Raw genomic sequence first — 24,494 nt, forward strand, 5'->3', positions numbered from 1 at the left:
GCTGCATGGGGTATGCGTTATACTGCGCGCACCCTATTGCTCAAAGAAATTTCCAGTTATAACTTGGCTAAATTAAAACTCCACGTTCCATTTAAAAAGGACTCGTGGAGCTAGGAACAAATCATATTATACGAGGAGGAATGAACGTGAAGAAAACGTTAGTTATCGGCGGAGGAATCGCAGGAATTACGGCCGCGGAAAAGGTTGCCCAAAATGGCGGTCAAGTGATCCTGATTGAAAAAGAAAAGGAACTCGGCGGAAACTTTGCTAAATTAACTTTCACTTTTCCGGTTCTGGGTGATGCGAAGGCCTTGCTGAATAAAGAAATGGATGTCGCTCAATCCCTCGCGGGGATCGAGATTTTAAAAGAAACAACCTTGGCAAAAGTCAGCGGCGAGGCCGGAAATTTCACGGTAGAGTTAAACACTTCCAAGGGGTCCCGAACGGAAAATGTGGCATCCATTATTGTGGCTCCGGGATTTCATTATATGGAGCCGACAGCCTATACGGAATATTATTATGGAAGCAGCCCTAAAGTGGTCACAAGTATGGAATTTGAAAAGATGGCAGCCGAAGGACGCCTTCCTAAAGGCAAAGCCCGGGTTGTTTTTGTTCACTGTGTCGGTTCCCGCGATAAAGCCAAAGGACATCGCTATTGTTCAAAAATCTGCTGCTCCTACTCTGCGAAACACGCCATTATGATGAAAAAAGCAAATCCGGAATCTAAAAATTATGTCTTCTATATCGATATCCGTGCCTTAGGCAAAGGGTATGAAGAGTTTATCCGCTCAGCCATGGAAGAATATAATGTTCGTTATATTCGTGGACGGGTTGCGAAAGTTTTGCCGGAAGGAGACAAACTCCTTGTTCGCGCTGAGGATTCGCTCATTGGCAACCCGATTGAAGTGGAAGCCGATTTAGTTGTCTTGGCATCGGCCATGGAGCCGCCGACAGGTTCCCGTGAATTAGCCGGAATCCTTGGAATTGAAACCGATGAGTACGGGTTTTTCCAAGAAGTAGAAGCGAATGTGCGTCCCTGTCACTCTACAAAACAGGGAGTATTCCTAGCCGGAAGTTGTACTCAACCTATGGAAATCGCAAGCGCAGTAGCTATGGGCGGGTTAGCGGCTACTGAGGCCTTGATTTTAGCCCGGTAAAATCCGATCACTTGAAGCAAGGAAGTGAATCTAATGCGCTTGCGTATTAATGAAGACGGAATCCGGAATCAAGTCGAACTAGGTATCCAGAGACCTCTAACGGCTTGTCTCCAATGCTCAAAGTGCGGGGGAGGCTGTGCTTTTACAGATGAATTTGATCTTACCCCGCGTCAAATCATCGAATCCTTGTTGGATTGCCAGGATGAAAGGGTATTGGATAGTCGAACTATTTGGCTGTGTGGGAAAAAATGTTCCGGATGTCAAATCATCTGCCCTGTTGGGCTGCCTCTAAATGAAATTATGTCAGTGCTTAGGGGAGTGGCGGAGGAACGAGGCGTTGAGCCAAAATATCTGCAGCCGTCGCTGATTTATCATAAATTTAACCACTGTGCGAAACACCGGAGAGAGGGTGAAGCGAGTGAAAGTATGGATGGACGAGAAGCATAGCTTCTTGGAAGAGGTTGAAGCCCGCAGTGGGCAGAAGGTTCAGGAATGTTACCAATGCAGTAAATGCTCGGGCGGGTGCCCGTTTTCAGGAATTATGGACTATGCTCCTAATTCCATTTTGGAAATGATTGTGTACAACATGAAAGACCAATTGCTCTCAAGTAAAGCCATTCAGATGTGTGTTCAATGCGGAACATGCGGGGCCCAATGCCCTGCAGGTTTTGAGCTTTTTGAGGTCATCAATGTCCTTAGAGCTATGGCTAAAGAAGAAGGATATATTACCAATGAGAAAAAGATTCCTAAAATGAATGAGATTTTCCTCGGAGAAGTGAAAAATCTTGGCCGTATGCATGAAGTGAATCTGATGCTTAAAAACATGCTGAGTCAAGGTCAATTCGTCAAGGATGCCGCTTCCTTAATTCCAATCGGTCCGCCTATGTTTTTAAAAGGAATTATGGGACCCGGTGATATGCTGGGTCATAAGATCCAAGGACAAAGCGCTGTAGCCAGGATTTTTGAGAATGTCGAGAAAATGCAAGGGGGACATGCAAGATGAGAATTGGATACTTCCCTGGGTGTTCCCTCCATTCCACCGCGAAAAATTATGAATCATCAACACAGGCAGTCTTTAAAACATTAGACGTACAGCTCGATGAAATCCCAGATTGGAATTGCTGTGGCTCAACGCCCGCCCACCAAACGGATCATCTTTTAGCCTTGTCTTTGTCGGCTCGAAACTTAGCCCTAGCGGAAAAAGCAGGGATGAAAGAAATTATGGCTCCCTGTGCGGCATGTTTCAGCCATTTGCGTACTGCCGAGGTAGAGTGCGCCAAAGATAAAAAAACGCATCAAAATGTTCAAAAAGCAATTGAGATGAAATTTGATAACCACGTTCACGTACTCAATATTCTTGACCTTTTAGTCAATCGCGTCGGCATAGAGAACATTGCCAAAAAGGTGAAGAAACCGTTAAAAGGCTTGAAAATTGCTCCTTATTATGGATGTGTGCTGACACGACCCGCGAAAATTGCTCAGTTTGATGATCCCATCAATCCACAAAGTATGGACCGTTTGCTGGAAGCGTTAGGAGCAGAAGTTGTGAATTGGGGCGCGAAAACAGACTGTTGCGGGGCAGCCCATGTTCTTACCCGGCAGGAGGTTGTCCTTGAACTGACCGGCCGAATTGTTCATCAGGCTAAAGAGGCGCATGCGGATGCCATAGCAACCGCCTGTCCCATGTGTATGTCTAATTTAGATTTACGGCAAAGCGCTATTCAAAAAGCCACGGGTAAAGAAACCAAAGTTCCGGTTATGTATATTACAGAACTCCTGGGAATGGCTTTGGGTATTCCCCATTCGGAGTTAGGGACTCGTAAACATGTCGTTAGCACCGCAGCCGTGACGGCTAAAATAAGCTAAAATCTAACTCGCTCAAAGGTAAAAGGAGCCCTTAAATATGACGATAAATAAAGAACTAAAACAAAACAAGGATATCTATATTGAAATTGGGCGTTATGTCCACGATTGTCGAGTACGTCGAAATTTTTCCTTGCAGCACTTGAGCATGAGGTTAGGAGTAAATCCTTCTTATTTAAGGGAAGTTGAACGAGGAGAACGGATTCCTGATGATTCCTTCATTAGGAGCCTGTCTGATAATTGCAGCCTTGATGAAAACTATATCTATAATTGTCTTGGAAAAGCCCCACTCATTGCTCGAGAAGAAGTGGATCAGCATCCAATCTTGCAGGATGCACTAAAAGAAATTGGCATGTCTTCATTACCCGAGCAGAAGAAAAATGAAATATATCAGGAGTTCTATCTTCTGATTAAAAAGGAACTGCCTGCTCAAAATTAGCTTTCATTTATATGATAAAAACTGCGTTTCAAACCGCAAAGGTTGGCGCAGTTTTTTTATTAATTTTTTGTTAGCAGAGGATGTCCTACTATTGACAAAAAAGCAGAAATCACATATATTGTAAATATACCCCCCTGGGGTAAGGGAACAAGCATAATGATGATTCCTTAATAAATGTGCATACTATTGGTATAGATAGGGGAGATTTAAATGAGTGACAAAATTTTATATCTATCAGCGGAACAATTTGAAAATGAATTAGACCATAACAAAGGTCTCTTAGTCCTAGATTTCTTTTCCGAGGATTGCCCGCCTTGTGCCCAATTAGCACCGATTTACGAACGTATGGCAGAAAAGTTTCCGCAAGTTACATTTGTTAAAATGATGCGGCAAACGTATCGTCCGCTTGCGGAGCGTCTTAGTGTCAAAGGAAGCCCAACCGTTCTTTTCTTTCAAAACGGGAAAGAAGTCGGAGAACGATTAACGGGGTATATTGCCAAATCGCAAATGAGAATTGCTTTAGAAAATTTGCTGGGAATCGAACCCGAACAAATTGAAAAAGAAGTTATTGATGCAGATGTACTTGTCCTCGGCGGGGGACCTGCGGGTTTAACCACCGCATTATATGCTTCCCGTTCAAGGCTCAGGACAATTGTAATAGAGGAAGGAATTGCCGGCGGTCAAGCTGCAACCACGTATCATATTGCGAATTATCCGGGAACCGTGGGAACTATCGGCGGCAAAGATCTTATGGAAAATATGATCAATCAAGTGAAGGGCTTTGGTGCAGAAATTCATGATCTGAAAGAAGTATTCAGTGTTGGCTTAAGCAGCGAAGTAAAAGAGATTGTCACTGAAGATGCAGTCTATCGGGCCCCTGTAGTTGTTGTTGCAACAGGTGCGGAATCACGCCGTCTTCCGGCAGAAAGAGAAGCGGATTTTCGAGGAAATGGAGTTCACTACTGTGCAACCTGTGATGGGGCAATGTACCAGGAGGCCGATAATGTTATTGTTGTCGGCGGAGGAAATTCAGCCGTAGAGGAGGCCATATATCTTACGAAGTTTGCAAAGCATATTACAATTATTCATCAATTTGATCACTTCCAAGCATCAAAGACAGCTCAGGAAGAAGCAATGGCAAATCCTAAGATCAGCGTCATTTGGAACTCGGAAGTGCGTTCAATTATTGGGGATAAACATCTGACAGGCGTTAAAATAGAAAATGTTTTAAACCATAGTGAGAGCACGGTTGAAGCAAACGGGGTATTCGTCTATATCGGAATGCAGCCCCGTACCCAACTTCTGAAGGATCAATTAAAAATCAACAGTTGGGGATATATTGAAGCGGATGATGAGATGAGAACGAATATCGAGGGTGTTTTTGCCGCGGGTGATGTTCGGAGCAAGACTGTCCGTCAAGTCGCTACAGCTGTCGGTGATGGGGCAGTGGCGGCAGTTAATGCTGAACGCTATTTGGCGTCACATAAATAGTTCGGATGAATAAAACTTTAAAACTGGGGGTAAACTCCAAATAATTTTAGACCAGAAGTTAAAGCAAGTGATTGAGAAATTAAAAGCTGGAGTGAACTAATTATGCCAAGTGACTTTCGACTTAAAACACATTATGAGTTAGCGATTGTGGGGTGCGGACCGGCTGGTATGGCCGCTGCGCTTAATGCAAAGATTCGGAAACGGGATTTCGTCTTGTTAGGCTCCGATTTTTGCAGCCCCAAACTCGCGAAGTCTCCCCAAGTTGATAATTTTTTGGGATTTCCAGAAATTAAAGGGGAGGAACTGCGCCAGCGTTTCTTAAATCATCTGAAACAAATGGAAATAGAAATTGTATCACTGAAAGTCACGAACATTTATCCGGGACCTCCGTTTATGTTAGTTGGGAAGGATCAGTCCTTTGAAGCGGATGCGGTGATTTTAGCCACGGGGGTCTCCGTTCAAAAACTCGTACCGGGTGAAGCTGAGTTTCTGGGTCGTGGTGTAGGGTACTGTGCAACATGTGATGGCCCGCTTTATAAAGGAAAAACTGTGGCAATTGTTTCCTATGATCGGGAAGGCGAGAATGAAGCAAACTTTATGGCGGATCTTTGCTCAAAAGTTTATTATATCCCCTTCTATAAAGAAGTCGGTAAACTGGATGAACGAATTGAGCTAAAGAAGGATAAAGTAAAAGAGATTAAAGGGAACCAGAAGGTTGAGACGCTCGCACTTGGGCAAGAGGAACTGGACGTCGACGGTGTTTTCTTCTTGCGTGATATTTTGCCTACGGAGCAATTAGTTCCGGGTCTCCAAATGGATAATGGAGCCGTGGCTGTCAATCATCATTTAGAAACGAATGTTCCGGGTTTGTTTGCAGCGGGAGACAGTACGGGCCAGCCCTATCAGTTGATAAAAGCTGCAGGTGAGGGCGGAACAGCGGCTTTGCATGCTATTAAGTATCTGGATGGACTAAAGAAATAGGCGTCCAAAGGATAATTGATTATAGATTTAAACAATAAAGTGGATTGAGGATGGGAGAAATTGTGCCGATTGTTGAGATTGTGAAAAGGTATACAGAAGAGGATAAAGATGCGAATTTAAGCTGCGGGGGAAATATTCAATATCTTAATTTAAAAGAAGGTGAAAAGGTTCTCGACTTGGGCTGTGGCCGGGGCGGAGAAACGATAGAAGCAGCAAAACGCGTGGGGCCAAAAGGCTTTGCCTGGGGTCTTGATTTAACACCGCGCATGATTGACCTTGCCAAGGAGCGAGCACAGAAAGAGCGAGTTAAGAATGCAAAATTTATTATGGCTTCTATGGATCAGATTCCTTTTGAACATGATTGCCTAGATGCGGTTCTAAGCAATTGTGCAATTAACCACGTTGAGGATAAAGCTGCCGTCTATCGTGAAATACATCGTGTTCTGAAGCAAGGCGGTCGTTTTATCGTATCAGATATTATGACTGAAAAGCCTTTACCGCGGGAGATTAGAGAAGACCCGGAAGCCATTGCCGAATGTTTTGGGGGAGCAATCACTGTTCAGGAATATGGAGAAGCTTTGAGTAACGCTGGTTTTACTAAAATTGAAGTATTTAAAGAACGACGCTATTTAAAAAATGGATATGAAATGATCAGTCGCACCTTCCAAGGCTATAAAGAATAAATAATTGAGAAAAGTGCAGGGGCACTTTAGAAGGGGGGTGAGAGTGGTGCGTCCAATTACTTCAACATCGTCAACCTGTTGCAACTCAAGTCTAGCACTGACTGTTGCACAATGTTGCTCGAAGTCTTCCCAAATCGTCGCGGGTTGCCACGACTAATTAGGGTGGCGGCGGAGAAAGTCTGCCGCTTTTTTGATAATTATTTCTCCTTATAGGAGTCGGTTTGAAAGAAAAGGGTGGGAAGATGTTTTTTAGTCAATATAATTTAATTTTGCCGATGAAAGAAAACCCGAAATTTCCGTATGCTATTTTGAACTCGCTTTCCGGTGGGTTTGATCTTGTTCCCCAGGAAGATTATGAGAAACTGCAAGCCTTGAAGAGAGGAGAAGTGATAGAGGATATTGAATTCCTAAATTACCTGCAAAGCCGAGGCTATCTTTATCAGGATAAGGAAGCGGAGAATCAGCGTCTGCAAGAACGGTTGCCGGAATTCAATAACGCTCTTAATGAAACGGCACCGCAAGTTTTGTTTGTACCTACGTATACCTGTAATCTCGCATGCCCTTATTGCTATGAAAATGGAATTAAACACAAAAAGGATCTTGTAACGAAAGATGTCGTTGACGCTTTCTTTGAACATTTAGCTCAGAAGTTTCCGGGCCGTAAACCCTTTATTACCTTATTTGGCGGGGAGGCCTTGAAAAATTCCGTTAAACAGAAAGAAATGATTGACTACATTGTTAAAGAAGCGGCACAGGGCGGGTACGCGATTTCAGCGGTTACAAACGGTTATGATTTGCAGGAATATCTGGATATTCTACAGCAGGCAGAGATTAAGGAAATTCAGGTAACGGTTGATGGACCGAAGTCTATTCATGATCTTCGTCGTCCTACCGCAGGGGGACAAGGATCCTATGATCGTATTATGGAGGGCCTTACGGCGGCAATTCAACGGGAAATTCCGATTAATCTAAGGGCCGTTGTTGATAAAACGAACTTTAAAGATTTGGTAACTTTAGCCGAGGATTTTGACCGGAGAGGCTGGTTGGATCTTCCGCCTCAGCGGTTCAAAACGGCAATCGGCCGCAATTATGAATTATTTGAATGCTATGCGATGCCCGATCATTTACTGGGTCAGGCTGAGCATTGGGCGATGTTTATAGAGTTAGCCGAAAAATATCCTATTCTTAAAAAGTTCCACAAGCCTGAATTCAAAGGGATCAATCATTTGGTTCAGACGGGAGAACTCTATTTACCAAGTTATGATACGTGTCCGGCGTGTAAAACGGAATGGGTCTATGATCTCTATGGTGATATTTATGGGTGTACGGCAAGTGCCGGACAAGATGAATATAAACTTGGAACTTTTTATCCCGAGTATACAGTTAAGGAACAAGAAGCCAAAGAATGGGAAGAACGAAGTGTATTAACCATCCCCGAATGTAAGGATTGTGATGTCAGTTTAATCTGTGGCGGCGGTTGTGGTGCCATTGCGAAGGATCGGACGGGTCGTGTGCAAGGACCGGACTGTCGGCCAATCAAAGAAATCCTTACTTTAGGTCTAAAATATTATGGTGATGATCTTCTTAAAATGGGTTTTTAGGGGGGAATACAGATATGCCAAGCTATGATATGATTTGTCAGGTGTGTGGACATAAATTTTCAGTGTTTTGCAGCATTAGCCAAAAAGATCAGCAAAAGTGTCCGCAATGTGAAAGCCCGAAGGTTAATCAACGATTTACGGCGGTTAATATTGGGGGAAGTAAAGCTACCGGCAGCGCTGGTGCAGCACCCGTAAGGTCATCTGGGTTTGGCTGAGCCGGATGCTAGGGAAACCGTGTGTTTCTTGATAAAATTAAGGGGCTTTAAGGTTGACTTTGGGGGAGGAGTTGGGATGTCTTTAGCTGCATTTGTTTTGGAAAAACTCTGCCGAGGATGTCAGAGGTGTGTTCATGCCTGTCCGCAGAATGCAATCCAAATGCTTTCACAGTTAGCGGTCGTGAATCCGGACCTATGCATTGAATGTGAAGCATGTATGGAGGTCTGTATGCAGGGGGCGATTACTTTCCGTGAGACCAAAGGGGAGGTTAGCGCACATGGATGAGAATCAAAGGAAGATGACTGAGGAGCGTCTTGATGTGTTGCAGAAGGAATTAGCTGACCTCAAATTGCGTTGGCCAGCTCACTCCATAAAGCCGGCTATGCTTATTGAGCTAGAGGAACTGGAGGAAGAAATCGATAAGCTGCGGCAGCTTTTAGGTAAAAATAAGTCAGTGTAAAACTGGGGGTAAAAATGAGCTCAACTCTTCAGATAGGTCCGTTTGTACTCCAAATCCAAGGTTTAGTCATAGCCATGGCAGCGTTTTTGGGTTATTATAATGTTACTTTTCGGTTGAAACGTATCGAAAGTATTGCGGATTCCAATAAAAATCAAATTATTGAAACGCTTGAGATCGCTTTTATTCTTGCGATCGCAATCTGGAAATTCAGCTTTATCCTTTTTGAGCCGGTACGTGTCCTTGCTCATCCTTCATCTTTACTCTATTTTTCAGGGGGAGAGCGGGGAGTTTGGTTAGCTATTGTCACTGCCGTCGCCTTTTTTTACTACCGTGCGAAAAAAGAGGGTAATTCAATCTGGCTTTATATGGATCTTTTAGCGGCCGCCTTTTTAGTAGCTATGGGAGTATATTCTATATTTGCTCTTATTGGAAACATGAACAAAGCATGGGTTTACGGAAGTCAAGTCCTTATTGCAGTTGTGCTGTATTATCTTCATTTTCATAGTGGCGCAAAGATTGCAAGGTTAAAGAACCTCAACCGGGCTTTACTATGGTTCAGCCTCGGGCAGGTCTTCGTTTCATTTTTAAATCCATTAAAACAAAATGTTTGGCTGGGTTTTGCGCAAGATCAAATTAACTTCATAATCCTTGCTGCAGTGTGCATTGGGCTTGACTTTTTACCGGCAGACAGGACTAAAAAGGACGCTTAGGAGGAGCCCTATGGAGAATGTTTCAATACTTTTTGCCTTTACAGCAGGGATACTATCATTTCTTTCGCCCTGCGTATTTCCTTTGATTCCAGCTTATATAGCTAATCTTACAGGTTCAACCTATGGAGACAATCGGATCGAGGTTTCTAAACGGGTGCTTTTAACGCGTTCTGTTAGTTTTATCCTTGGATTTAGTATTATCTTTGTGCTCATGGGCGCTTCAGCGAGTGCTTTAGGGCGTTTCTTTACGAATAATCGAGAGCTTATTCAAAAGATCAGCGGACTCCTCATTGTTATGCTGGGGTTGCAAATGGCGGGAGTGTTGAAACTCCGTTTCCTTATGATGGAGAAACGCTGGGATGGCAGCCAAGCGACAGGAAACTCGATTTGGCGATCTTTGATCATGGGGGTTTCCTTTGGAGCAGGCTGGACTCCATGTGTTGGCTTAGCCCTATCCTCTATTCTTTTAATCGCCGGATCAGCTGAAACGGTATATAATGGAATGTTTTTGCTTTTCGTTTACTCCCTGGGGTTGGGAATTCCTTTTCTGGCGATATCCTTAATCATTACATATTCGTTTAAGGTCGTGAGGGCTATTAACCGTAAATTGGGAATCATTTCGATGATCAGCGGGTGGATTTTAGTGGGTATGGGTTTATTATTATTTACAGGTCAACTCCAAAAGATGAGCGCATGGTTATCCCAATTTACGCTATAATTCTAGGTTAGAGGAGATGGGTGTGAATGAAAAAATACTTAGCTATTATTGTCTTAGTTGCCTTAGGTCTTTGGGGTTTTGCCAGTGTTCAGGGTAACAATAGCCGACCGAACAGCACTTCCGAAAACAAAGATCAGGGCTTGAGCGTTGGTCTTGAAGTGGGTAACTTAGCTCCTGATTTTGAACTTCAGACATTAGACGGCAAAACAATTACCCTTTCAAGTCTCAAAGGAAAAAAGTTTATTCTTAATTTTTGGGCAAGCTGGTGTCCGCCTTGCCGACAAGAGATGCCGGATATGGAAAAATTCTATACCGATAATCATCAAAACGGGATTGAAATTTTGGGTGTCAATCTAACAAGCGCAGAAAAAAGCCGGACAGATGTTCCGACTTTTATAGAGGGCAATGGTATTACATTTCCTGTAGTGCTGGATGAGAGTGGAAAAGTGGGTCAGCTCTACAAGGTATCCTCAATACCGGCGAGCTTTATCATAGACTCTGAGGGGGTCATTCAAAAGAAGCTTGTGGGTCCTATGACATATGATTCAATGCGGTCCATGCTGGGGGCTGTTAAATAGCTTAAAAGACGATAATCAAATAGGAGACAATTGATATTGTGATTGAGGCAACCAGCATTGCTGCTAAGGGACGAAGTGCCCGCGAGCGCAAGCTCCCGATGTGAACGTTCAATCCGAGTCCAACCATGGCGGTCGCAAGCAGGAATGAGGAAAGAGTTGCAATGGAATCCAAGACCCGGGTAGGAATTGAAAGGTAGGTGCCGATAAGGCTGGTGAGCATAAATCCTAAAAGAAACCAAGGAAACGAAGGCTTTTGAGCAGTTTCGGGGTTTTCCTTTGAATTATGGCGCATCCATAAAACAAGGATTAAGCTGACAGGGATCAGAAGAAAGACTCTTCCCAGTTTGGCGAGTAAGGCCCCTTCCAAGGCATCAGACCCTGCCGGAACAGCCGCGGCGACTGCGTGGGCAATCTCGTGCAGGGTAAGTCCGCTCCACATTCCGTATTGGACTTGAGTTAAACCTAAATAAGGGTAGAGGATAGTATAGGCAAGCGTGAAAATCGTACCTACCAGAGCGATTATACCTACGCCAATAGCTGTATCTTCATCCTTGGCGTTAAGGATCGGAGCGACAGTGGCGATCGCCGCTGCTCCGCATATTCCGGTTCCCAAGCCTAAGAGCAAGGAGAGCTCTTTGTCTCCTTTAAGATATTTGGATATAATCAGTGTAATGCTTATAGCAAGGACAATGGTAAGCGCACCTTGAAGCAACAAGGGTAGTCCTTGCCGAAGAACCATATTAATATTTAGACGAAAACCGTATAAAATAATAGCAAAACGCAAGATCTTTTGTCCTGTAAACTGAATACCTGAACGAAGTGCTTCAGGATATCCAAGAGTATTGCGATAAAGCACCGCAATTAAAATGGCACAGAGCATAGCGCCTATTTTATTGGCCACAGGTAAATAAGATAATCCCGTACCCATTGCGGCAATAACTCCCGTAAATAAAATACCTAAGAAGAAACGCAAAGTATCATATTTGGACGAGGAAAGCAGGCTTTCCGATAGAATATTAATATTAGACATGATATCCTCCTAATATTTAATTTAACTGATCAGTTGCATATGTTACTTTACAATGTGTGAGGCAGGAAAACCAATATGAATTCATAATCTGATTTATTGATAAGTGTTATAACTCATTTATGGGTAAGTGTTATAATATGCTTAAGGGAGAGGATATCTTGATCATTGAACCACTTAAAATCTTTAATAAAGTTGTAGAAGAAAAAAGCTTCTCTAAAGCGGCAGAAGATTTATTTCTATCTCAACCGGGGGTTAGCTTGAGCGTTCGAAACTTGGAAAGTGAATTTGGGACAAAGCTTATCTACCGCTCATCCAAACATGTTGAGCTTACCCCGGCCGGTGAAATATTTTATGAAAAGTCCTGTCAAATTATCAATCTTTATATGCAGGCCAAAGAAGAAATTAATCAAATGCAAAGTGTGGTTTCGGGAAGCCTGCGAATCGGAGCAAGTTACACTATAGGAGAATACATCCTGCCCGAGGTGGTTAGTCAGACTGCCACAAAATATCCTAATCTCAATGTTTCCGTAACCATTTCGAATACTGAAGAAATTGCCCAGGGCCTTAGCCAGAATCGCTTGGATATTGCTTTGGTTGAAGGACGAATCAGTAATTCTGATTTTATTGTTCAACAGTTTATGAAGGATGAAATGGTATTGATTGCTCCGCCGGAACATCCGCTGACAATGGCGAATGAGGTAACAATGAAAGATCTGGACGATCAAATCTGGATATTAAGGGAGGCAGGTTCCGGCACTCGCGAGTTTAGTGACCATTTTTTAAAAACCCTTAACCTGAACATGAAGCATTCTTATCTATTCAGCAGCAATAAAGGGGTTAAAGCTGCGGTGGTTAGCGGGCTGGGAATAGCTTTAGTTTCCCGCATCATTATCGAGAGGGAGTTGGCGTCAGGAGAACTAGCGATTGTACCGCTTCACCTCGATGAAATTGAGCCCTTTCGAGAATTTGTAATTGCACGTATGCCTGATCATTTTTTTACAAAAGCTGCCGAAGTCTTTGTGGAAGAACTGCGTGCGGGAATAAGAGTATAATTGCTGCGATGGAAGAAGCCCGCGATGCCGCTGAAATATCAAACGAGGGGGATTAAAATGAAAGAGGTTATTTTATTTACAACGAAAACCTGACCGTACTGTAAAGTAGCGAAAGAGTTTCTTTCGCAGAAAAAAATTCACTTTATAGAAAAGGATATTAACAAGGATGATCAAGCTCGAGCTGAATTGATGCGAAGAAATATCAGCGGCGTACCCACGTTTTTAATTGGCGATGATGTTGTGGTAGGCTTAGATAAAGCAAAAATACTAAAACTTGTTGATCACCGAGTTGTCGAATGCGAGCAATGCCATTCAAAGATGAGAGTTCCGATTGACAAAGGAACAATTAAAGTGACTTGCCCAAAATGCTCACATACATTTAATGTTACGCCTAATTAACCGAGGCGCGAGAGTTCAAGGGGCTTTATAGATTTAAATGAAGTTGGTGCAGACCAATGTTTGCGCATCAGCTTCTTTTTTTTACGCCGCTATAATTTCCCCTTCATTTTTTATATAACAAATATTTTGCAAAGGTAATATAGGTAAAAATAAGGTTTTATAAAAGGTTTTATAAGGTAAAATCAACATATTCTTGTCTAGTAAATATCTACCCACCCGGGGTACAGGGGATAAACTAAGAATGAATGACCTACAGCGAAAAATTGGATGATTAGTGATAATAATCCCAATATTTGACGCTTTTTGTCGTTCGCAAAAAAGTTAGAAAAAGGGTATGCTCTCACTAAAAGTGAAAATTTGAACAGAGGAGGTCCTTGCGATGAGTTCTTTAAAAGAACGCAACGTGGCAGCTAAACAAACCACTGCTTCACGTGATGTTGAGTGGGTTCCAAGTATTTGCAATTTTTGCTCAACGGTTTGTAATGTGCGCATCGGAGTTAAAGAAGTAAACGGTAAAAAGACCGCCGTTAAGATTGAAGGAAATCCCAATAGTCCTTTGAATCGAGGAAAAACCTGTGCACGCGGTCAAGCGGGATTAAAACAAACTTATGATGAAGGTCGTCTCACAACTCCATTAATTCGGGTTGCCGGATCAAAACGGGGTGAATGGAATTTCCGGCCTGCATCATGGGAGGAAGCAACCCAATATTTCATGCAGAAAATGCAAGAGCACCAAGTTCAACCTTGGGAAATGGCAATGATTGGCGGCTGGACTTCCTGCGTATTTTATATGCCCTTAGCTTTGGCTTTTGCTTTTACATTGCAGATGCCGAATATTGTAGCCGCTCCTATGCAGCAATGCGTTACCGCCGGTCACTTTGGCAATGACCTCGTAACCGGTAACTTTAATTTCCATGATGAAGTTCTCGCTGATTTTGAAAATGCTAAATACATTATTTTTTCGGCAACGAACTCTGGCGTAGCGGCAGCATCAACCAGTCGTTTAGTCCGTTTTGCCGAAGCGAAAAAACGGGGCGCGAAAGTTATTGTTTTAGATCCGCGTATGTCTGAGTTGGCGGCAAAAGCGGATGAATGGCTCCCGATCAAACCCGGGACGGATTCAGCCTTTTTCCTAGCTATGATTCATGTCATCCTTCGCAAAGGTTTATATGATGTTAATTTTGTAACTAAACACACAAATATGCCTTTCCTGGCTGTTGAACATCAGGGAATGGTCGTTCCGATGATGGAAAATGATGAAAAAGGCAACCCAACGGCTTTCTGGGTACTTGATCAGGTCAGCGGCGAGGTCCGTAAACTCCCCGGGTATAACAATACAAATATGGTCGATGTAGAGGGCAAAAATCTTGTTCCCGCGTTGGAAGTACCTAAAAATTTTGAGATGAATGGTCAGAAGCCAAAAACGATTTTCCAATATATGATTGAACAAACGGCGAAATTTACCCCGGAATGGGCTGAACAAGAAACAGATATCCCGGCGGCTACGATTGAAAAAATCGCCATTGAATTTGGACAAACACGGCCATCCCTAATTGATCCGGGCTGGCATGGTGCCCGTTATGGCAATATGATAAACACCCGTCGTTTACAAAGCGTTGTTCAAGCCTTGGTCGGCGGCATTGATACCACCGGCGGCTGGCTCATGTCCGGTGAATATCGGGAAAAACTTCTTCATTTTGTAAAGAACATGAAAGAGGGTAAGCCAACTCCGGTTTTAAAACTTCCTGGGATGAACTTCCCAATGACCGCTGCCGGTAAGTTCTTTGATCCAAGTTCATGGCAACACAATCATCCTTCATTTGCCATGGCCCATTCGATGGCGGAAAAAGCGGCCGGTAGACCGGGCGTAGTTATGCCGGCATTCTCTGATTATGGGCTGGAGGAAGCGATAGATGGCAAGCTGCAATATAACGGCGAGCCTTATCGAATTAAAGCCATATTGATGAATGCAGCAAATCCTGTTCGTCATTACTATCCTGAATCTCGCTGGAAGAAGATGTTGTCAAGTCCTAATCTTGGGATACTTGCAGTAATCGATATCGTCCCATCGGATACCGCGGCTTATGCGGACGTTATTTTCCCGAATCAGAACTACATTGAACGGGATGAGCCTTTCATCTATGGAGCTGGCCCTTCCACTGATCATGCAATTACCACTCGGTTTAGTGCAGTTGAGTCTAGCCCAGAGTTAAAAGGAACTGCGGACATTCTTTTTGGCTTTGCCCAAGCTTTTGGGGCAACAGATCCTTTAGTTCAAACGATTTCTGAGCTTAGCGGTATGAATCTCCAAGATCTCCAAGAACAAGTTGGTAAAGCAGTTAAAGGCCAGCAAACCTACACTAAAGCTCTGCGTAATGTCTCCTTTAAGCAACATGCAAAGAATCTGGGTATGTCGGCGGATAAGCTTGAACAAATCCTCCGCGAAAAAGGCGTTCTTGTTGTTGAGACAGCTGATAAAATGCGGGAGCATGCAACACTATTTAAAGATTTACCGGTGCCGACTCCTTCCGGACGGGCCGAAATATATTCCTTAATGCTTGCCGGCTTTACGATGCAGCAAGGTCCTTCCCAGAGCTGGAATCCGGGACTCAGTTATATTCCTCCGCAAGTAAACCAAGCGAAGAAACCGGATGAATTCAACTTTATATATGGAAAAGTGCCAACCGTTTCTTACGCTTCCACGAACGCTAATAACCCCATCCTCATGGCACTATCCAAAGTCAAGGAAAATGAATTTATGGGTCTATGGATTAATCCTCAAAAAGCAACAATGTTAAAGATTAAAACCGGCGATACCGTAAGGGTTGAAAACTTGGTTAGCGGTCAAAAAGCTCAAATTAAAGCCTTTGTAACCGAAATGGTTCGTCCTGATACCGTTTTTATGGCTTCATCATTCGGAACTGAAAACCCATTGTTGAAAAATGCTGTGGGAGTCGGAACAGCGGTCAATACTTTAATTCCCTATCAGGTTGAACCTCTCGTGAGTGCATTCAGAAGTCAAGAATTCACCGTTCGCGTAACAAAGTAAGGAGGAATAAATATGGCACGCTATGGCATGGTCATAGATCTGCGTTCCTGTGTAGGCTGTCAGGCTTGTAGTGCAGCATGTTCCATTGAAAACCAAACTCCATATTGGTCTGATAAATGGCGGACCAAGGTAAAGGATATCCAAGTAGGCCATTATCCCAATACGGCAAGGCATTTTGTCCCCACGATTTGTATGCATTGTAAAGAACCGGCCTGTATGGCGGTTTGCCCGACTAAGGCAACTTTTAAAAACGATGAGGGTTTCGTCCTGGTCAATTATGATACGTGTCTCGGTTGTAAAGCGTGTATGGCGGCTTGTCCTTATGGAGCCCGCTATGTATACAGCAAAGAGGATGTACGTAAGGCGCAAGAAATATATGGTGACAGTGCACAACACAACAAAGTTCACATTGATAAGTGTACTTTCTGCCAAGATCGGATCGCCCGTGGGATGGAACCGGCTTGCGTTACGACCTGTCCAACTGCTTCAAGGATAGTCGGCGATTTGGACGATCCTAACAGCGAAGTAGCAAAAGATGTAGCCACCGGATTGGCTAAACCGCTCCGGCCTGACCTCGATACCGAACCACGCGTCTATTATATTTATTAAGGAGGGGATATCCATGGCAAAACCGATGCAGCTTGAACGCCAAGAGGCATTTGAATGGCCTGTGGCAGTATATATATTCTTTGGTGGTTTTGGCGGTGCGTTGATTACACTGTCCTATATTTTCAATTTCTTTAAAGCAACCGGATCAATGGTCGGATTAGCGGCTCTGAGTGGACTTGTTTTTTTCGCCATTGCGGGGTTATTCCTCGTTTTCTTTGATTTGGAGCGCCCTATCAATGCAATTTACTCTTTAAATAATGTAAGCAAATCCGGAATCTCTTGGGATATCGTGCTGATTGTGCTGAATTATGTATTTGGGATTCTCTTTGTGATTCCCGAGTTTGCGAATATAAGTGCCCTGAGCGGTTTAGCAAGTGCTCTTGCTCCTTATCAAGTAATTTTCGGTGCTATAGCGGCCATTGCGGGATTTATGTTCCCGATCATCTCCGGTGGGCTACTCTCTGCTCCGGCATCGATTCCTCTCTGGCACACTCCGGCCTTGCCGCTGCTCTATCTTGTAACATCATTCTCCTTAGCCATTGCCTTTATCGGTGCGGTCTTTGGACCAGAAGGAGCTGTTTATACCGCTTTTATGGGCGCAATCCTGGCTCTTACGGCAATAACCTTCGGCATTTCTTTAGCTTATCTCGAGCATACTCATAATGGCCCGATTGAGGCTAAAGAGGGAATGCATCGTATGCTGAAAACCGCTCGTTTTGTTATCCTTTATCCAATAGTCGGGGTGTTATTCCCGTTAGTGTTAAGTGCTTATCTGTTTTTCTCAGGTGCCTCAATTACTTGGGCGATGCCCGCTTTGGCAATCGCATTATTCTTTGGTGGTTTTGCTGCCCGGAATTGCGTTGTAAATAATGGAATTGAAACTTATCCTTGGCCCTATTAAGAGATAATATTTGCCTAGGTCCTAAAATACGAATAGAGGATATTGGGTTTTCCCAATATCCTCTATTCGTATTTTGAGCCTAATATTTAGCAATCAATTTTGAAGAGCTTTTTTCATTTCATCCAAGCTGTATCCCGGAGCCGCTTTGCTGATTTCTTTCATCATGGTTTCTTGAGAAACATTTTCGGGAATCTTAAATGTTTTATAAAATTGATCTAACTCGGTATTTGTCGCTTCGGCGGCCTCTTTAATCGTCATATAGCCTTTGACTTCAGCATAATCAATCGTTTCACCTGCCGTTAGTCGAGTAGGTAAAACCGTGTATACCCCGGCAGCCTTGAAGGTTAGGAGGGAACCAAAAAATATGACCATAACCAGTGTAATGACAGGAAGCGGTTGCAATGCTTTCGGACCTTCTTTGTTCTCTAATGCTCCAGGCTTAGGACATTCTAAAACGCAAATTTGACAGTTAATACATTCCGCAGTTTTTACTTCTTGGGAGTGTTGAACGTCAATATTCATGGGACAGGAACGGTTGCATTTTCCACAATTGATACAGGTCAATTCATCTCTGACAACCTTAAAGGGGCTTGCTTTACCGAGTATTCCGTATAACGCCCCCATGGGGCAGAGATATTTGCAGAAGAAACGATCATAGAGAAGTGATCCGATCAAGGTAACGACTAAGAGAATTAAACCTACTGCAGATTCCTCCCATACACTTCCTAAACCTTCCGGTAAGTGGGCATAGGCTGACCATGGATCATAAGGGGACATCCACAAACCTGCAGTCTTCCAGGCATAAAATACGGTAATAATGAGGACTAAATATTTGAGATGCCTTAACGGTCTATCTATTTTAATAGGCATAATAAAACGTTTCTTAAATATTTTTTGACCGATCTTAGCAAAAAATTCCTGAATGGCTCCGAAAGGGCATAATAACCCGCAAAAGCTTCGTCTAAAAAGAAAGGCCAAGAGGAGAGTGATTCCAAAGAGGATCATTGTTCCCGCAAAGATTTTGCTGATAAAGCTGCCTGTCGTGAATGCCTGATATAAACTCTCGAGTCCGCCGAAAGGACAAAGAGCATGGACCGAGGGTGATTTTCCTCCACCTTGAGTAATATGCAAATAGGATTCGGTTGTGATAAAAAGGATAATTAGGATCAATATAGACCAACGCAGATATTTTATATATTTCTTTTTCAACTATCATCACTCTCTCCTTTGTAAAAGGGCTACAAGCGGAAATAATGTTCCGCCGGCAGCCCCATTTTGGTTAATTCATAACTCTCTATTTATTGGTTTATAGCTGAATTCTGTCCCGTTCTTTGACCGGCACCCATGCCCCGGCCACCGCGATTTCCGAATCCGGCTGCACTGCCATTACCCTGACCGAGCCCCAAACCACAACCGGCTCCCCGGCCATAGCCGCCGGCCCTCATTCCCTGACCGTTGCAGGTTGCCTGGTTATTTTTCATGGCTTCATAGATTTGATCGGCTTGTTCTTGTGTAAGATCCCCGCTCTGAACGCGTTCGTCGAGAATTGCTTTGCGCTGCTCTAACATTTGGGATTGGAATTCATCAAGCCTTCCGGCTTCATTAGCAATTGTTCCATAAGACTTATTGCTAGAAATCCGCTGTTCAGTGACAGTTTCTACGGATTGTCCTGTCACTTCGGCAGCAATATCAGCCGGGGTTTTGAATGTCGCGGCAAAAGCTGTACCTGCCGTTCCCAAGACGCCTATGGCAGTTGCGACAACAATTAGTTTTTTTACATTTTTCATAATTAATCACTCCTTTTAATCATTGGTGTAATTACCTTACAATTGGATTATAAGCAAGAAATGTGGCAAAACTTTGGCAAAACTTCGAAAAGTTTTTGTCATTGAATATGCCATAGTTATGTCACACATTGTTTATATTTCGTGGTAAATTAATGCTAGAAGAAGTCAATAATGATTTGGAGGAATTATTTTGAACAAATCAATACTGATTGCCGATGATCATGACGATATTCTTGAAATTATGCAGCGTTATGTGAGTAAGGAAGGATACATACCGATTCTTGCTCATGATGGAGACGAAGCAATCCAGAAGTTTAATGAATATTCACCTGTCCTGCTCTTGCTCGATGTATTGATGCCGAAAAAGGATGGGTTTGAGGTTTGCCGTCGGATTCGAAAAGATTCAAATGTACCTATTATTATGATTACAGCAAAAGGTGAAGATGGAGACCGAATCATGGGTCTCGATATTGGGGCAGATGACTATATCGTTAAACCGTTTAGTCCGGCGGAAGTTATGGCACGGATCCGCGCGGTTTTGAGGCGGATTGACATTTCTGAGGAGGAAGAAGAAAAGGATATCATCCGTTTTTCAGGACTAGAAATCAATATTTCGACTTATGAAGTATGGGTACAGGAAAAGGATATAAATTTGACCAAGAAGGAAATCGAAATATTATGGTTGCTAGCAGGAAATCCCGGTAAGGTTTTTTCGCGGGATGCCCTTCTTGATCGTGTCTGGGGCTATGATTATTTCGGTGATGCCCGTACTGTGGATACCCATATTAAAAGACTCAGATCCAAAATAGACGCTTCGGAAACGTTGAACTGGGATATAAAGACTGTTTGGGGAGTAGGCTACAAATTTGAGGTTAAACATGATTAAAAAGACAATAACGTTAAAATTAACGGCTGGTTTCGTAGGGATTGTGTTGATATCCATGTTAACGATCGGTCTTCTTTTTATTCAAATGTTTAAGCAGTATACCTTTAACAGCCAAGAGCAGATCCTCTTAGAAAAAGCTTACAGCATATCAGAGCTCTTCAGTGAAAATACGGAAAAAACGGGGCAGATGCGGGGTATGGGAGGATTAATGAAAGCTCTCAATAACCTTGCAGGGGCGAAGATATGGATAACAGATGATAAAGGTGATCCTGCGGTAATATCGGGTATGAACATGGGTAAGGAAAATGGAATGGGAAAGGGCATGGGTAAGGGGATGGCGGCAAACTTAGGCCAAACGTTTAGTACCGATCCATTGCCGTCACAAGCCAAAAACGTGATCGATGAGGTATTGTCAGGGCAAGAATCAATCAGCGAGAGTTTCAGCAGCGTATATAATGAAACAACCTTAACCGTGGGGGTTCCAATATGGGATTCAAACCACAAAGTAATCGGTGCTGTCTTGTTACACGCACCGGTTCGTGGCATAACGGAAACCATAAATAAATCTATTATGATATTAGCAATCAGTCTATTGGTTGCACTGATCCTGGCTATTGGCTTAGGAATATTTTATTCTTTGCGTTTTACACGGCCCCTAAAAGCGATGAATCATACCGCAGTGGAAATGACACAAGGCAATTATTCAACGCGAACAGGGATTAAGCGTGAAGATGAATTAGGACAGCTGGGAAATTCACTTGACCTGCTTGCTTCGAAGCTGGGCTACACGATTGATCAGCTTTTTCAGGAGAAGGGAAAAATGAGCGATATTATTGCCAGCATTTCGGAGGGAATAGTGGCTTTTGATCAAAATTTTATGCCAATGAGTGTAAATAGTGCGCTTGCCGGAATTATGAACAAACCTTTAATATATTCCGACGATGATTTGAGAAGGGATTTTGAGGATTTAGAGATTTATACTTCACTTAAGGAAGTAATGCTAAGTAAAAAGCCAATGGAAATTCTTAAAGATTGGAAGGGGAAAAAGCTTAAACTTACATTGTCACCGATTACGGATCAACTAAATCAGGTTACCGGATGTGTGGCCTTGGTTCAGGATGTTAGTGAAAGTGAAAGGCTGGAACAACTACGCAAAGATTTTGTTGCTAATGTATCCCATGAATTTAGAACACCGCTCACGGTGATTAAGGGATCGTTGGAAGCTTTGATGGATGGTACGGTTAACCAAACCTGCGATATTGAGCATTATCATCAGAGAATGCTGGCCGAAACGAAGGGACTGGAGCGATTGGTCGGGGATCTTCTTGAGCTTTCCCGGCTTCAGTCGGGGAAAATTTCAATTCATTTAGAAAAGATTCATATTCCCAGCCTTCTCTCTGATGTTGTTAAGAGTATTCAAACATTGGCAGATAAAAAAGAAATGAAAATTATCGCTCAAGGACCGGAACACATACCCGTACTCATGGGAGATTATGATCGGCTAAGGCAGTTATTTGTTATTTTTATTGATAACGCTGTAAAGTACTCTCCGGAGGGAACTTCTATTATCATATCAACACGCATAATCAAGGATAATAGGATAGAAGTTGAAATTCAGGATCAAGGTTATGGAATTCCGGAAGAAGAGCTGCCCTATGTCTGGGATCGCTTTTATAAAGCGGATAAATCCAGGAAAAGCAAAGGTACGGGACTTGGCCTGGCTATTGCTAAACACTTGGTTCAGCTGCACGGAGGACAGGTTTCATTAACAAGTGGAGTCGGCAAAGGCACGCGGGTAACCGTTGAGCTTCCGATAAAGGAAACTTGCTTTAGCTAAAGGATTGACATTGACAAAGGGAAAAGCTATGATGAACTTGCCCCCCGTATAGGGGGCATATGAAGGATAGAAGGAGAAAGCTATGATCAGCGTAACGGAAAAAGCAGCCCAAAAGCTCAATGAGCTTATCGAAAAGCAACCTAATTCAAATAATACAGTGATTAGGGTTTCTTTTGGCGGATTTGGCTGAGGGGGACCGAAATTTCAATTAGCTCTGGATGAGCTAAAAGAGGATAACAATCAGAATGGTGATGTGGTTGTCGAATCAAAAGGAGTTAAAATTGTCTATAGTTCGGCTTTTGAGGAGCATATCGGTAATTCGGTTATTGAGTATTCTAACTACTTTTTTAATCGCGGTTTTTACATTAAGGGATCAGGACTATCGTCTTGCTAGGAGGGAATAATGAGCCATAAATTTGATCCGGCCCACAAGGATAAACTTAGAGCCGAATGGCGTACTAAAGCGATACCCCCGGTTCCAACCCTACAAAAATTAGGCCTTCGGGCCGAAGATTGTATGGCTGATATAGGCTGTGGAATCGGCTATTTTACAATTCCGGCAACCGAAATTGTTGATTCAACGAATCAAATCTATGCATTGGATACTTCTGAAGAAATGCTCGCCGAAGTAGAAAATAGGCTCGTTGGATTAGACGTGGCCAACGTAATTCCGATCAAAACAGGGGAGTATGATTTAAAACTTCCCGATGAATCCGTTAGTTTCGCACTGATGGTTACTGTTCTCCATGAAGTTGAAGATAAGGAACGATTTATTTGCGAGGCACATCGAATCTTAAAGCCCTCAGGCAGAATAGCTGTGGTAGACTGGGAGAAAAAGCCGACGAAAATGGGTCCACCTGTTGAACATCGCCTTAGTTCGGACGAAGTTATCGCCCTTTTAAAGACAGCGGGTTTAGAGGTTAGCCAGGATGAGGAATACCATTTTGCTGAGGTCTTATATGGCATTGTGGCTATTAAGAACTAAAACATGAAATTCATGTTTTAGAAGATAAACTTCAATAGAAATATTGAATATATCTAAAAAAGAATATATAATATGCATTATAGAAAGAGAAAAGCAAAATAATAGAAACAAAGAACTAAGGAGGAGTTTATTATGACAAAAAAGATAGCAATTCCAACAAATGGCGAGGCTCTCGATCCTCATTTCGGCAGGGCTTTAGAATTCACAGTTTTTGAAATTGAGGGTAATGAAGCGCATAAAGCGGAGGTTTTAAGCACGTTAAATCTTCAGCATCAACATGAAGGACTCGCAAGCATGTTCAAGAGCAAAGGAATTGAAGCACTTGTCTGCGGAGGAATCGGCGGGGGCATGATCAACGCGCTTACCGCAGCAGGCATGGAAATCGTCAATGGGGCTTCCGGTAATGTAGTGGATGTGGCAAATGCATATGCACAGGGAAACTTAGTGACTAAGGAAGCGGTTTGCCATGAGCACGGTGATGAATGCCATCATCATGGATAATGAGGAATAACTATAGAAAATTCTATACAAATCGATTTGCTTAATGTTAAAAAAATTACTTCGGGTGGAGTTTTGACTCCACCTGGAGTTTTAGTGGCGGTACCCATAATGACGGATCGTGCGGTGATTATATGATAGATGAAGAAAAGGGATTATATTCGATAGGTACTGTTGCCGATCTAATTGGCGAACATCCGGAAACATTGAGAGTATGGGAAAAAAATGATCTTCTTCGACCGGATCGGGCGAGTTATCAAAGGAAGTACTCCAATAATGATTTATTACGGTTGAAGTTTATAAAATACCTAATGGATCAAAAGGGGTTGAATGTTGCCGGTGTAAAACAATTAACATCAATGTATTCATGTTGGTATAAGCGCAACTGTAAGGGTGGGGCGAAGAAAAATAGCACCTCAGCAATCAATGAGTCCAAACCTTGTTGGCGGGTAGAAGGAACCTTTTGCCTTGTAGCCAGTGATAAGAGTGAACTCTGTAATTCGTGTGAAATGTTCAAGAACTGTAAGGGATGCAATGGTTGCAAATAAATAATACGTTGGATAT

The 24,494-nt window shown here is 43.0% G+C and carries 28 protein-coding genes; 25 read left to right on the top strand and 3 right to left on the bottom strand.

The window, feature by feature from the left end; translation table 11 throughout:
* The first annotated feature begins 146 nt into the window (after nt 1-146).
* The 15 genes from VB077_RS03970 (at nt 147) to VB077_RS04040 (ending at nt 10,897) form a co-directional block, all read left to right on the top strand.
* Nucleotides 147-1,157, top strand: a complete 1,011-nt coding sequence (locus VB077_RS03970; RefSeq protein ID WP_323413920.1) for a CoB--CoM heterodisulfide reductase iron-sulfur subunit A family protein — start codon at nt 147-149, stop codon at nt 1,155-1,157.
* Nucleotides 1,158-1,190: 33 nt separating this feature from the next.
* Nucleotides 1,191-1,604 (top strand): 4Fe-4S dicluster domain-containing protein, encoded by a 414-nt coding sequence (locus VB077_RS03975; RefSeq protein WP_323413921.1) that lies wholly within the window; start codon nt 1,191-1,193, stop codon nt 1,602-1,604.
* Entirely contained in the window at nt 1,576-2,160 is a 585-nt protein-coding gene (locus VB077_RS03980) for a 4Fe-4S dicluster domain-containing protein (protein ID WP_323413922.1), read from the top strand. The genes VB077_RS03975 and VB077_RS03980 overlap by 29 nt, the downstream gene beginning before the upstream one ends.
* A complete protein-coding gene (locus tag VB077_RS03985; RefSeq protein ID WP_323413923.1) occupies nt 2,157-3,023 on the top strand; it encodes a CoB--CoM heterodisulfide reductase iron-sulfur subunit B family protein in 867 nt (288 codons plus the stop codon). Before VB077_RS03980 ends, VB077_RS03985 begins: the two co-directional genes overlap by 4 nt.
* 37 nt (nt 3,024-3,060) lie before the next feature.
* A complete protein-coding gene (locus tag VB077_RS03990; protein WP_323413924.1) occupies nt 3,061-3,459 on the top strand; it encodes a helix-turn-helix transcriptional regulator in 399 nt (132 codons plus the stop codon).
* A gap of 210 nt (nt 3,460-3,669) precedes the next feature.
* Nucleotides 3,670-4,950, top strand: a complete 1,281-nt coding sequence (gene trxB, locus VB077_RS03995) for a thioredoxin-disulfide reductase (RefSeq protein ID WP_323413925.1) — start codon at nt 3,670-3,672, stop codon at nt 4,948-4,950.
* Between the two features lie 102 nt (nt 4,951-5,052).
* A complete protein-coding gene (locus VB077_RS04000) occupies nt 5,053-5,931 on the top strand; it encodes an NAD(P)/FAD-dependent oxidoreductase (protein WP_323413926.1) in 879 nt (292 codons plus the stop codon).
* 50 nt (nt 5,932-5,981) lie between these two features.
* Nucleotides 5,982-6,614, top strand: coding sequence for a methyltransferase domain-containing protein (locus VB077_RS04005; RefSeq protein WP_323413927.1), 633 nt, complete (start codon nt 5,982-5,984; stop codon nt 6,612-6,614).
* A gap of 242 nt (nt 6,615-6,856) precedes the next feature.
* Nucleotides 6,857-8,215, top strand: coding sequence for a radical SAM/SPASM domain-containing protein (locus tag VB077_RS04010; protein WP_323413928.1), 1,359 nt, complete (start codon nt 6,857-6,859; stop codon nt 8,213-8,215).
* A gap of 14 nt (nt 8,216-8,229) precedes the next feature.
* A complete protein-coding gene (locus VB077_RS04015; RefSeq protein WP_323413929.1) occupies nt 8,230-8,430 on the top strand; it encodes a zinc ribbon domain-containing protein in 201 nt (66 codons plus the stop codon).
* 76 nt (nt 8,431-8,506) lie between these two features.
* Nucleotides 8,507-8,716, top strand: coding sequence for a DUF362 domain-containing protein (locus VB077_RS04020; protein WP_323413930.1), 210 nt, complete (start codon nt 8,507-8,509; stop codon nt 8,714-8,716).
* Complete coding sequence (locus VB077_RS04025; protein ID WP_323413931.1) at nt 8,709-8,891, top strand: histidine kinase; 183 nt, start codon at nt 8,709-8,711, stop codon at nt 8,889-8,891. The genes VB077_RS04020 and VB077_RS04025 overlap by 8 nt, the downstream gene beginning before the upstream one ends.
* Nucleotides 8,892-8,905: 14 nt before the next feature.
* Nucleotides 8,906-9,601 carry a hypothetical protein gene (locus VB077_RS04030; RefSeq protein WP_323413932.1) on the top strand — a complete coding sequence of 232 codons (696 nt, stop codon included), beginning with the start codon at nt 8,906-8,908 and terminating at the stop codon, nt 9,599-9,601.
* Nucleotides 9,602-9,611: 10 nt separating this feature from the next.
* Nucleotides 9,612-10,319, top strand: a complete 708-nt coding sequence (locus tag VB077_RS04035; protein ID WP_323413933.1) for a cytochrome c biogenesis CcdA family protein — start codon at nt 9,612-9,614, stop codon at nt 10,317-10,319.
* Nucleotides 10,320-10,345: 26 nt separating this feature from the next.
* Nucleotides 10,346-10,897, top strand: coding sequence for a TlpA disulfide reductase family protein (locus tag VB077_RS04040; RefSeq protein WP_323413934.1), 552 nt, complete (start codon nt 10,346-10,348; stop codon nt 10,895-10,897).
* A 1-nt stretch (nt 10,898) separates the two neighbouring features.
* Here the strand turns inward: VB077_RS04040 and VB077_RS04045 are convergent, their stop codons facing one another.
* The gene (locus tag VB077_RS04045) at nt 10,899-11,927 is read right to left on the bottom strand and encodes a YeiH family protein (RefSeq protein ID WP_323413935.1); all 1,029 of its coding nucleotides are present in this window, start codon (nt 11,925-11,927) and stop codon (nt 10,899-10,901) included.
* A 158-nt stretch (nt 11,928-12,085) separates the two neighbouring features.
* On the opposite strand from VB077_RS04045, the gene VB077_RS04050 reads away from it, so the two are divergent.
* The 5 genes from VB077_RS04050 to nrfD all read left to right on the top strand — a co-directional run bounded on the left by VB077_RS04050 (nt 12,086) and on the right by nrfD (nt 17,937).
* Complete coding sequence (locus VB077_RS04050) at nt 12,086-12,979, top strand: LysR family transcriptional regulator (RefSeq protein WP_323413936.1); 894 nt, start codon at nt 12,086-12,088, stop codon at nt 12,977-12,979.
* A gap of 57 nt (nt 12,980-13,036) precedes the next feature.
* Complete coding sequence (locus VB077_RS04055; protein WP_323413937.1) at nt 13,037-13,378, top strand: glutaredoxin domain-containing protein; 342 nt, start codon at nt 13,037-13,039, stop codon at nt 13,376-13,378.
* A gap of 379 nt (nt 13,379-13,757) precedes the next feature.
* Complete coding sequence (locus tag VB077_RS04060; protein WP_323413938.1) at nt 13,758-16,427, top strand: molybdopterin-dependent oxidoreductase; 2,670 nt, start codon at nt 13,758-13,760, stop codon at nt 16,425-16,427.
* A gap of 12 nt (nt 16,428-16,439) precedes the next feature.
* Entirely contained in the window at nt 16,440-17,036 is a 597-nt protein-coding gene (locus VB077_RS04065) for a 4Fe-4S dicluster domain-containing protein (protein ID WP_323413939.1), read from the top strand.
* A 13-nt stretch (nt 17,037-17,049) separates the two neighbouring features.
* Nucleotides 17,050-17,937 carry an NrfD/PsrC family molybdoenzyme membrane anchor subunit gene (gene nrfD, locus VB077_RS04070; RefSeq protein ID WP_323413940.1) on the top strand — a complete coding sequence of 296 codons (888 nt, stop codon included), beginning with the start codon at nt 17,050-17,052 and terminating at the stop codon, nt 17,935-17,937.
* 93 nt (nt 17,938-18,030) lie between these two features.
* On the opposite strand, the gene VB077_RS04075 is transcribed toward nrfD, so the two are convergent.
* Together VB077_RS04075 and VB077_RS04080 are read right to left on the bottom strand one after the other, a co-directional pair.
* The gene (locus VB077_RS04075; protein WP_323413941.1) at nt 18,031-19,146 is read right to left on the bottom strand and encodes a 4Fe-4S binding protein; all 1,116 of its coding nucleotides are present in this window, start codon (nt 19,144-19,146) and stop codon (nt 18,031-18,033) included.
* Nucleotides 19,147-19,235: 89 nt separating this feature from the next.
* On the bottom strand, nt 19,236-19,724 hold the full coding sequence (locus tag VB077_RS04080; RefSeq protein ID WP_323413942.1) for a DUF2680 domain-containing protein: 489 nt from the start codon (nt 19,722-19,724) through the stop codon (nt 19,236-19,238).
* Between the two features lie 190 nt (nt 19,725-19,914).
* On the opposite strand from VB077_RS04080, the gene VB077_RS04085 reads away from it, so the two are divergent.
* From VB077_RS04085 to VB077_RS04105, 5 genes are all read left to right on the top strand, one after another.
* Nucleotides 19,915-20,610, top strand: coding sequence for a response regulator transcription factor (locus VB077_RS04085; protein ID WP_323413943.1), 696 nt, complete (start codon nt 19,915-19,917; stop codon nt 20,608-20,610).
* Nucleotides 20,603-22,447: an ATP-binding protein gene (locus tag VB077_RS04090; RefSeq protein ID WP_323413944.1), complete on the top strand. Its 1,845-nt coding sequence runs from the start codon at nt 20,603-20,605 to the stop codon at nt 22,445-22,447. The genes VB077_RS04085 and VB077_RS04090 overlap by 8 nt, the downstream gene beginning before the upstream one ends.
* 403 nt (nt 22,448-22,850) lie before the next feature.
* Nucleotides 22,851-23,432, top strand: a complete 582-nt coding sequence (locus VB077_RS04095) for a class I SAM-dependent methyltransferase (protein ID WP_323413945.1) — start codon at nt 22,851-22,853, stop codon at nt 23,430-23,432.
* A 132-nt stretch (nt 23,433-23,564) separates the two neighbouring features.
* The gene (locus VB077_RS04100) at nt 23,565-23,933 is read left to right on the top strand and encodes a NifB/NifX family molybdenum-iron cluster-binding protein (protein WP_323413946.1); all 369 of its coding nucleotides are present in this window, start codon (nt 23,565-23,567) and stop codon (nt 23,931-23,933) included.
* Nucleotides 23,934-24,064: 131 nt separating this feature from the next.
* Nucleotides 24,065-24,478, top strand: coding sequence for a MerR family transcriptional regulator (locus VB077_RS04105; RefSeq protein ID WP_323413947.1), 414 nt, complete (start codon nt 24,065-24,067; stop codon nt 24,476-24,478).
* Nucleotides 24,479-24,494 lie beyond the last annotated feature (16 nt).

The organism is Desulfitobacterium sp. (assembly GCF_034927245.1).
GTDB lineage: Bacteria > Bacillota > Desulfitobacteriia > Desulfitobacteriales > Desulfitobacteriaceae > Desulfitobacterium_A.

Excerpts from the sequence above, each read along its gene's own strand:
- VB077_RS04045 (WP_323413935.1), bottom strand. The coding sequence starts at position 11,927 with ATGTCTAATATTAATATTCTATCGGAAAGCCTGCTTTCCTCGTCCAAA.
- VB077_RS04105 (WP_323413947.1), top strand. The coding sequence starts at position 24,065 with ATGATAGATGAAGAAAAGGGATTATATTCGATAGGTACTGTTGCCGAT.
- VB077_RS04065 (WP_323413939.1), top strand. The coding sequence starts at position 16,440 with ATGGCACGCTATGGCATGGTCATAGATCTGCGTTCCTGTGTAGGCTGT.
- VB077_RS04020 (WP_323413930.1), top strand. The coding sequence starts at position 8,507 with ATGTCTTTAGCTGCATTTGTTTTGGAAAAACTCTGCCGAGGATGTCAG.
- VB077_RS04030 (WP_323413932.1), top strand. The coding sequence starts at position 8,906 with ATGAGCTCAACTCTTCAGATAGGTCCGTTTGTACTCCAAATCCAAGGT.
- VB077_RS04080 (WP_323413942.1), bottom strand. The coding sequence starts at position 19,724 with ATGAAAAATGTAAAAAAACTAATTGTTGTCGCAACTGCCATAGGCGTC.
- VB077_RS04000 (WP_323413926.1), top strand. The coding sequence starts at position 5,053 with ATGCCAAGTGACTTTCGACTTAAAACACATTATGAGTTAGCGATTGTG.
- VB077_RS04095 (WP_323413945.1), top strand. The coding sequence starts at position 22,851 with ATGAGCCATAAATTTGATCCGGCCCACAAGGATAAACTTAGAGCCGAA.
- VB077_RS03975 (WP_323413921.1), top strand. The coding sequence starts at position 1,191 with ATGCGCTTGCGTATTAATGAAGACGGAATCCGGAATCAAGTCGAACTA.
- nrfD (WP_323413940.1), top strand. The coding sequence starts at position 17,050 with ATGGCAAAACCGATGCAGCTTGAACGCCAAGAGGCATTTGAATGGCCT.
- VB077_RS04010 (WP_323413928.1), top strand. The coding sequence starts at position 6,857 with ATGTTTTTTAGTCAATATAATTTAATTTTGCCGATGAAAGAAAACCCG.
- VB077_RS04100 (WP_323413946.1), top strand. The coding sequence starts at position 23,565 with ATGACAAAAAAGATAGCAATTCCAACAAATGGCGAGGCTCTCGATCCT.
- VB077_RS04025 (WP_323413931.1), top strand. The coding sequence starts at position 8,709 with ATGGATGAGAATCAAAGGAAGATGACTGAGGAGCGTCTTGATGTGTTG.
- VB077_RS04005 (WP_323413927.1), top strand. The coding sequence starts at position 5,982 with ATGGGAGAAATTGTGCCGATTGTTGAGATTGTGAAAAGGTATACAGAA.
- VB077_RS04040 (WP_323413934.1), top strand. The coding sequence starts at position 10,346 with ATGAAAAAATACTTAGCTATTATTGTCTTAGTTGCCTTAGGTCTTTGG.
- trxB (WP_323413925.1), top strand. The coding sequence starts at position 3,670 with ATGAGTGACAAAATTTTATATCTATCAGCGGAACAATTTGAAAATGAA.
- VB077_RS03985 (WP_323413923.1), top strand. The coding sequence starts at position 2,157 with ATGAGAATTGGATACTTCCCTGGGTGTTCCCTCCATTCCACCGCGAAA.
- VB077_RS04090 (WP_323413944.1), top strand. The coding sequence starts at position 20,603 with ATGATTAAAAAGACAATAACGTTAAAATTAACGGCTGGTTTCGTAGGG.
- VB077_RS04060 (WP_323413938.1), top strand. The coding sequence starts at position 13,758 with ATGAGTTCTTTAAAAGAACGCAACGTGGCAGCTAAACAAACCACTGCT.
- VB077_RS03990 (WP_323413924.1), top strand. The coding sequence starts at position 3,061 with ATGACGATAAATAAAGAACTAAAACAAAACAAGGATATCTATATTGAA.
- VB077_RS04015 (WP_323413929.1), top strand. The coding sequence starts at position 8,230 with ATGCCAAGCTATGATATGATTTGTCAGGTGTGTGGACATAAATTTTCA.
- VB077_RS04035 (WP_323413933.1), top strand. The coding sequence starts at position 9,612 with ATGGAGAATGTTTCAATACTTTTTGCCTTTACAGCAGGGATACTATCA.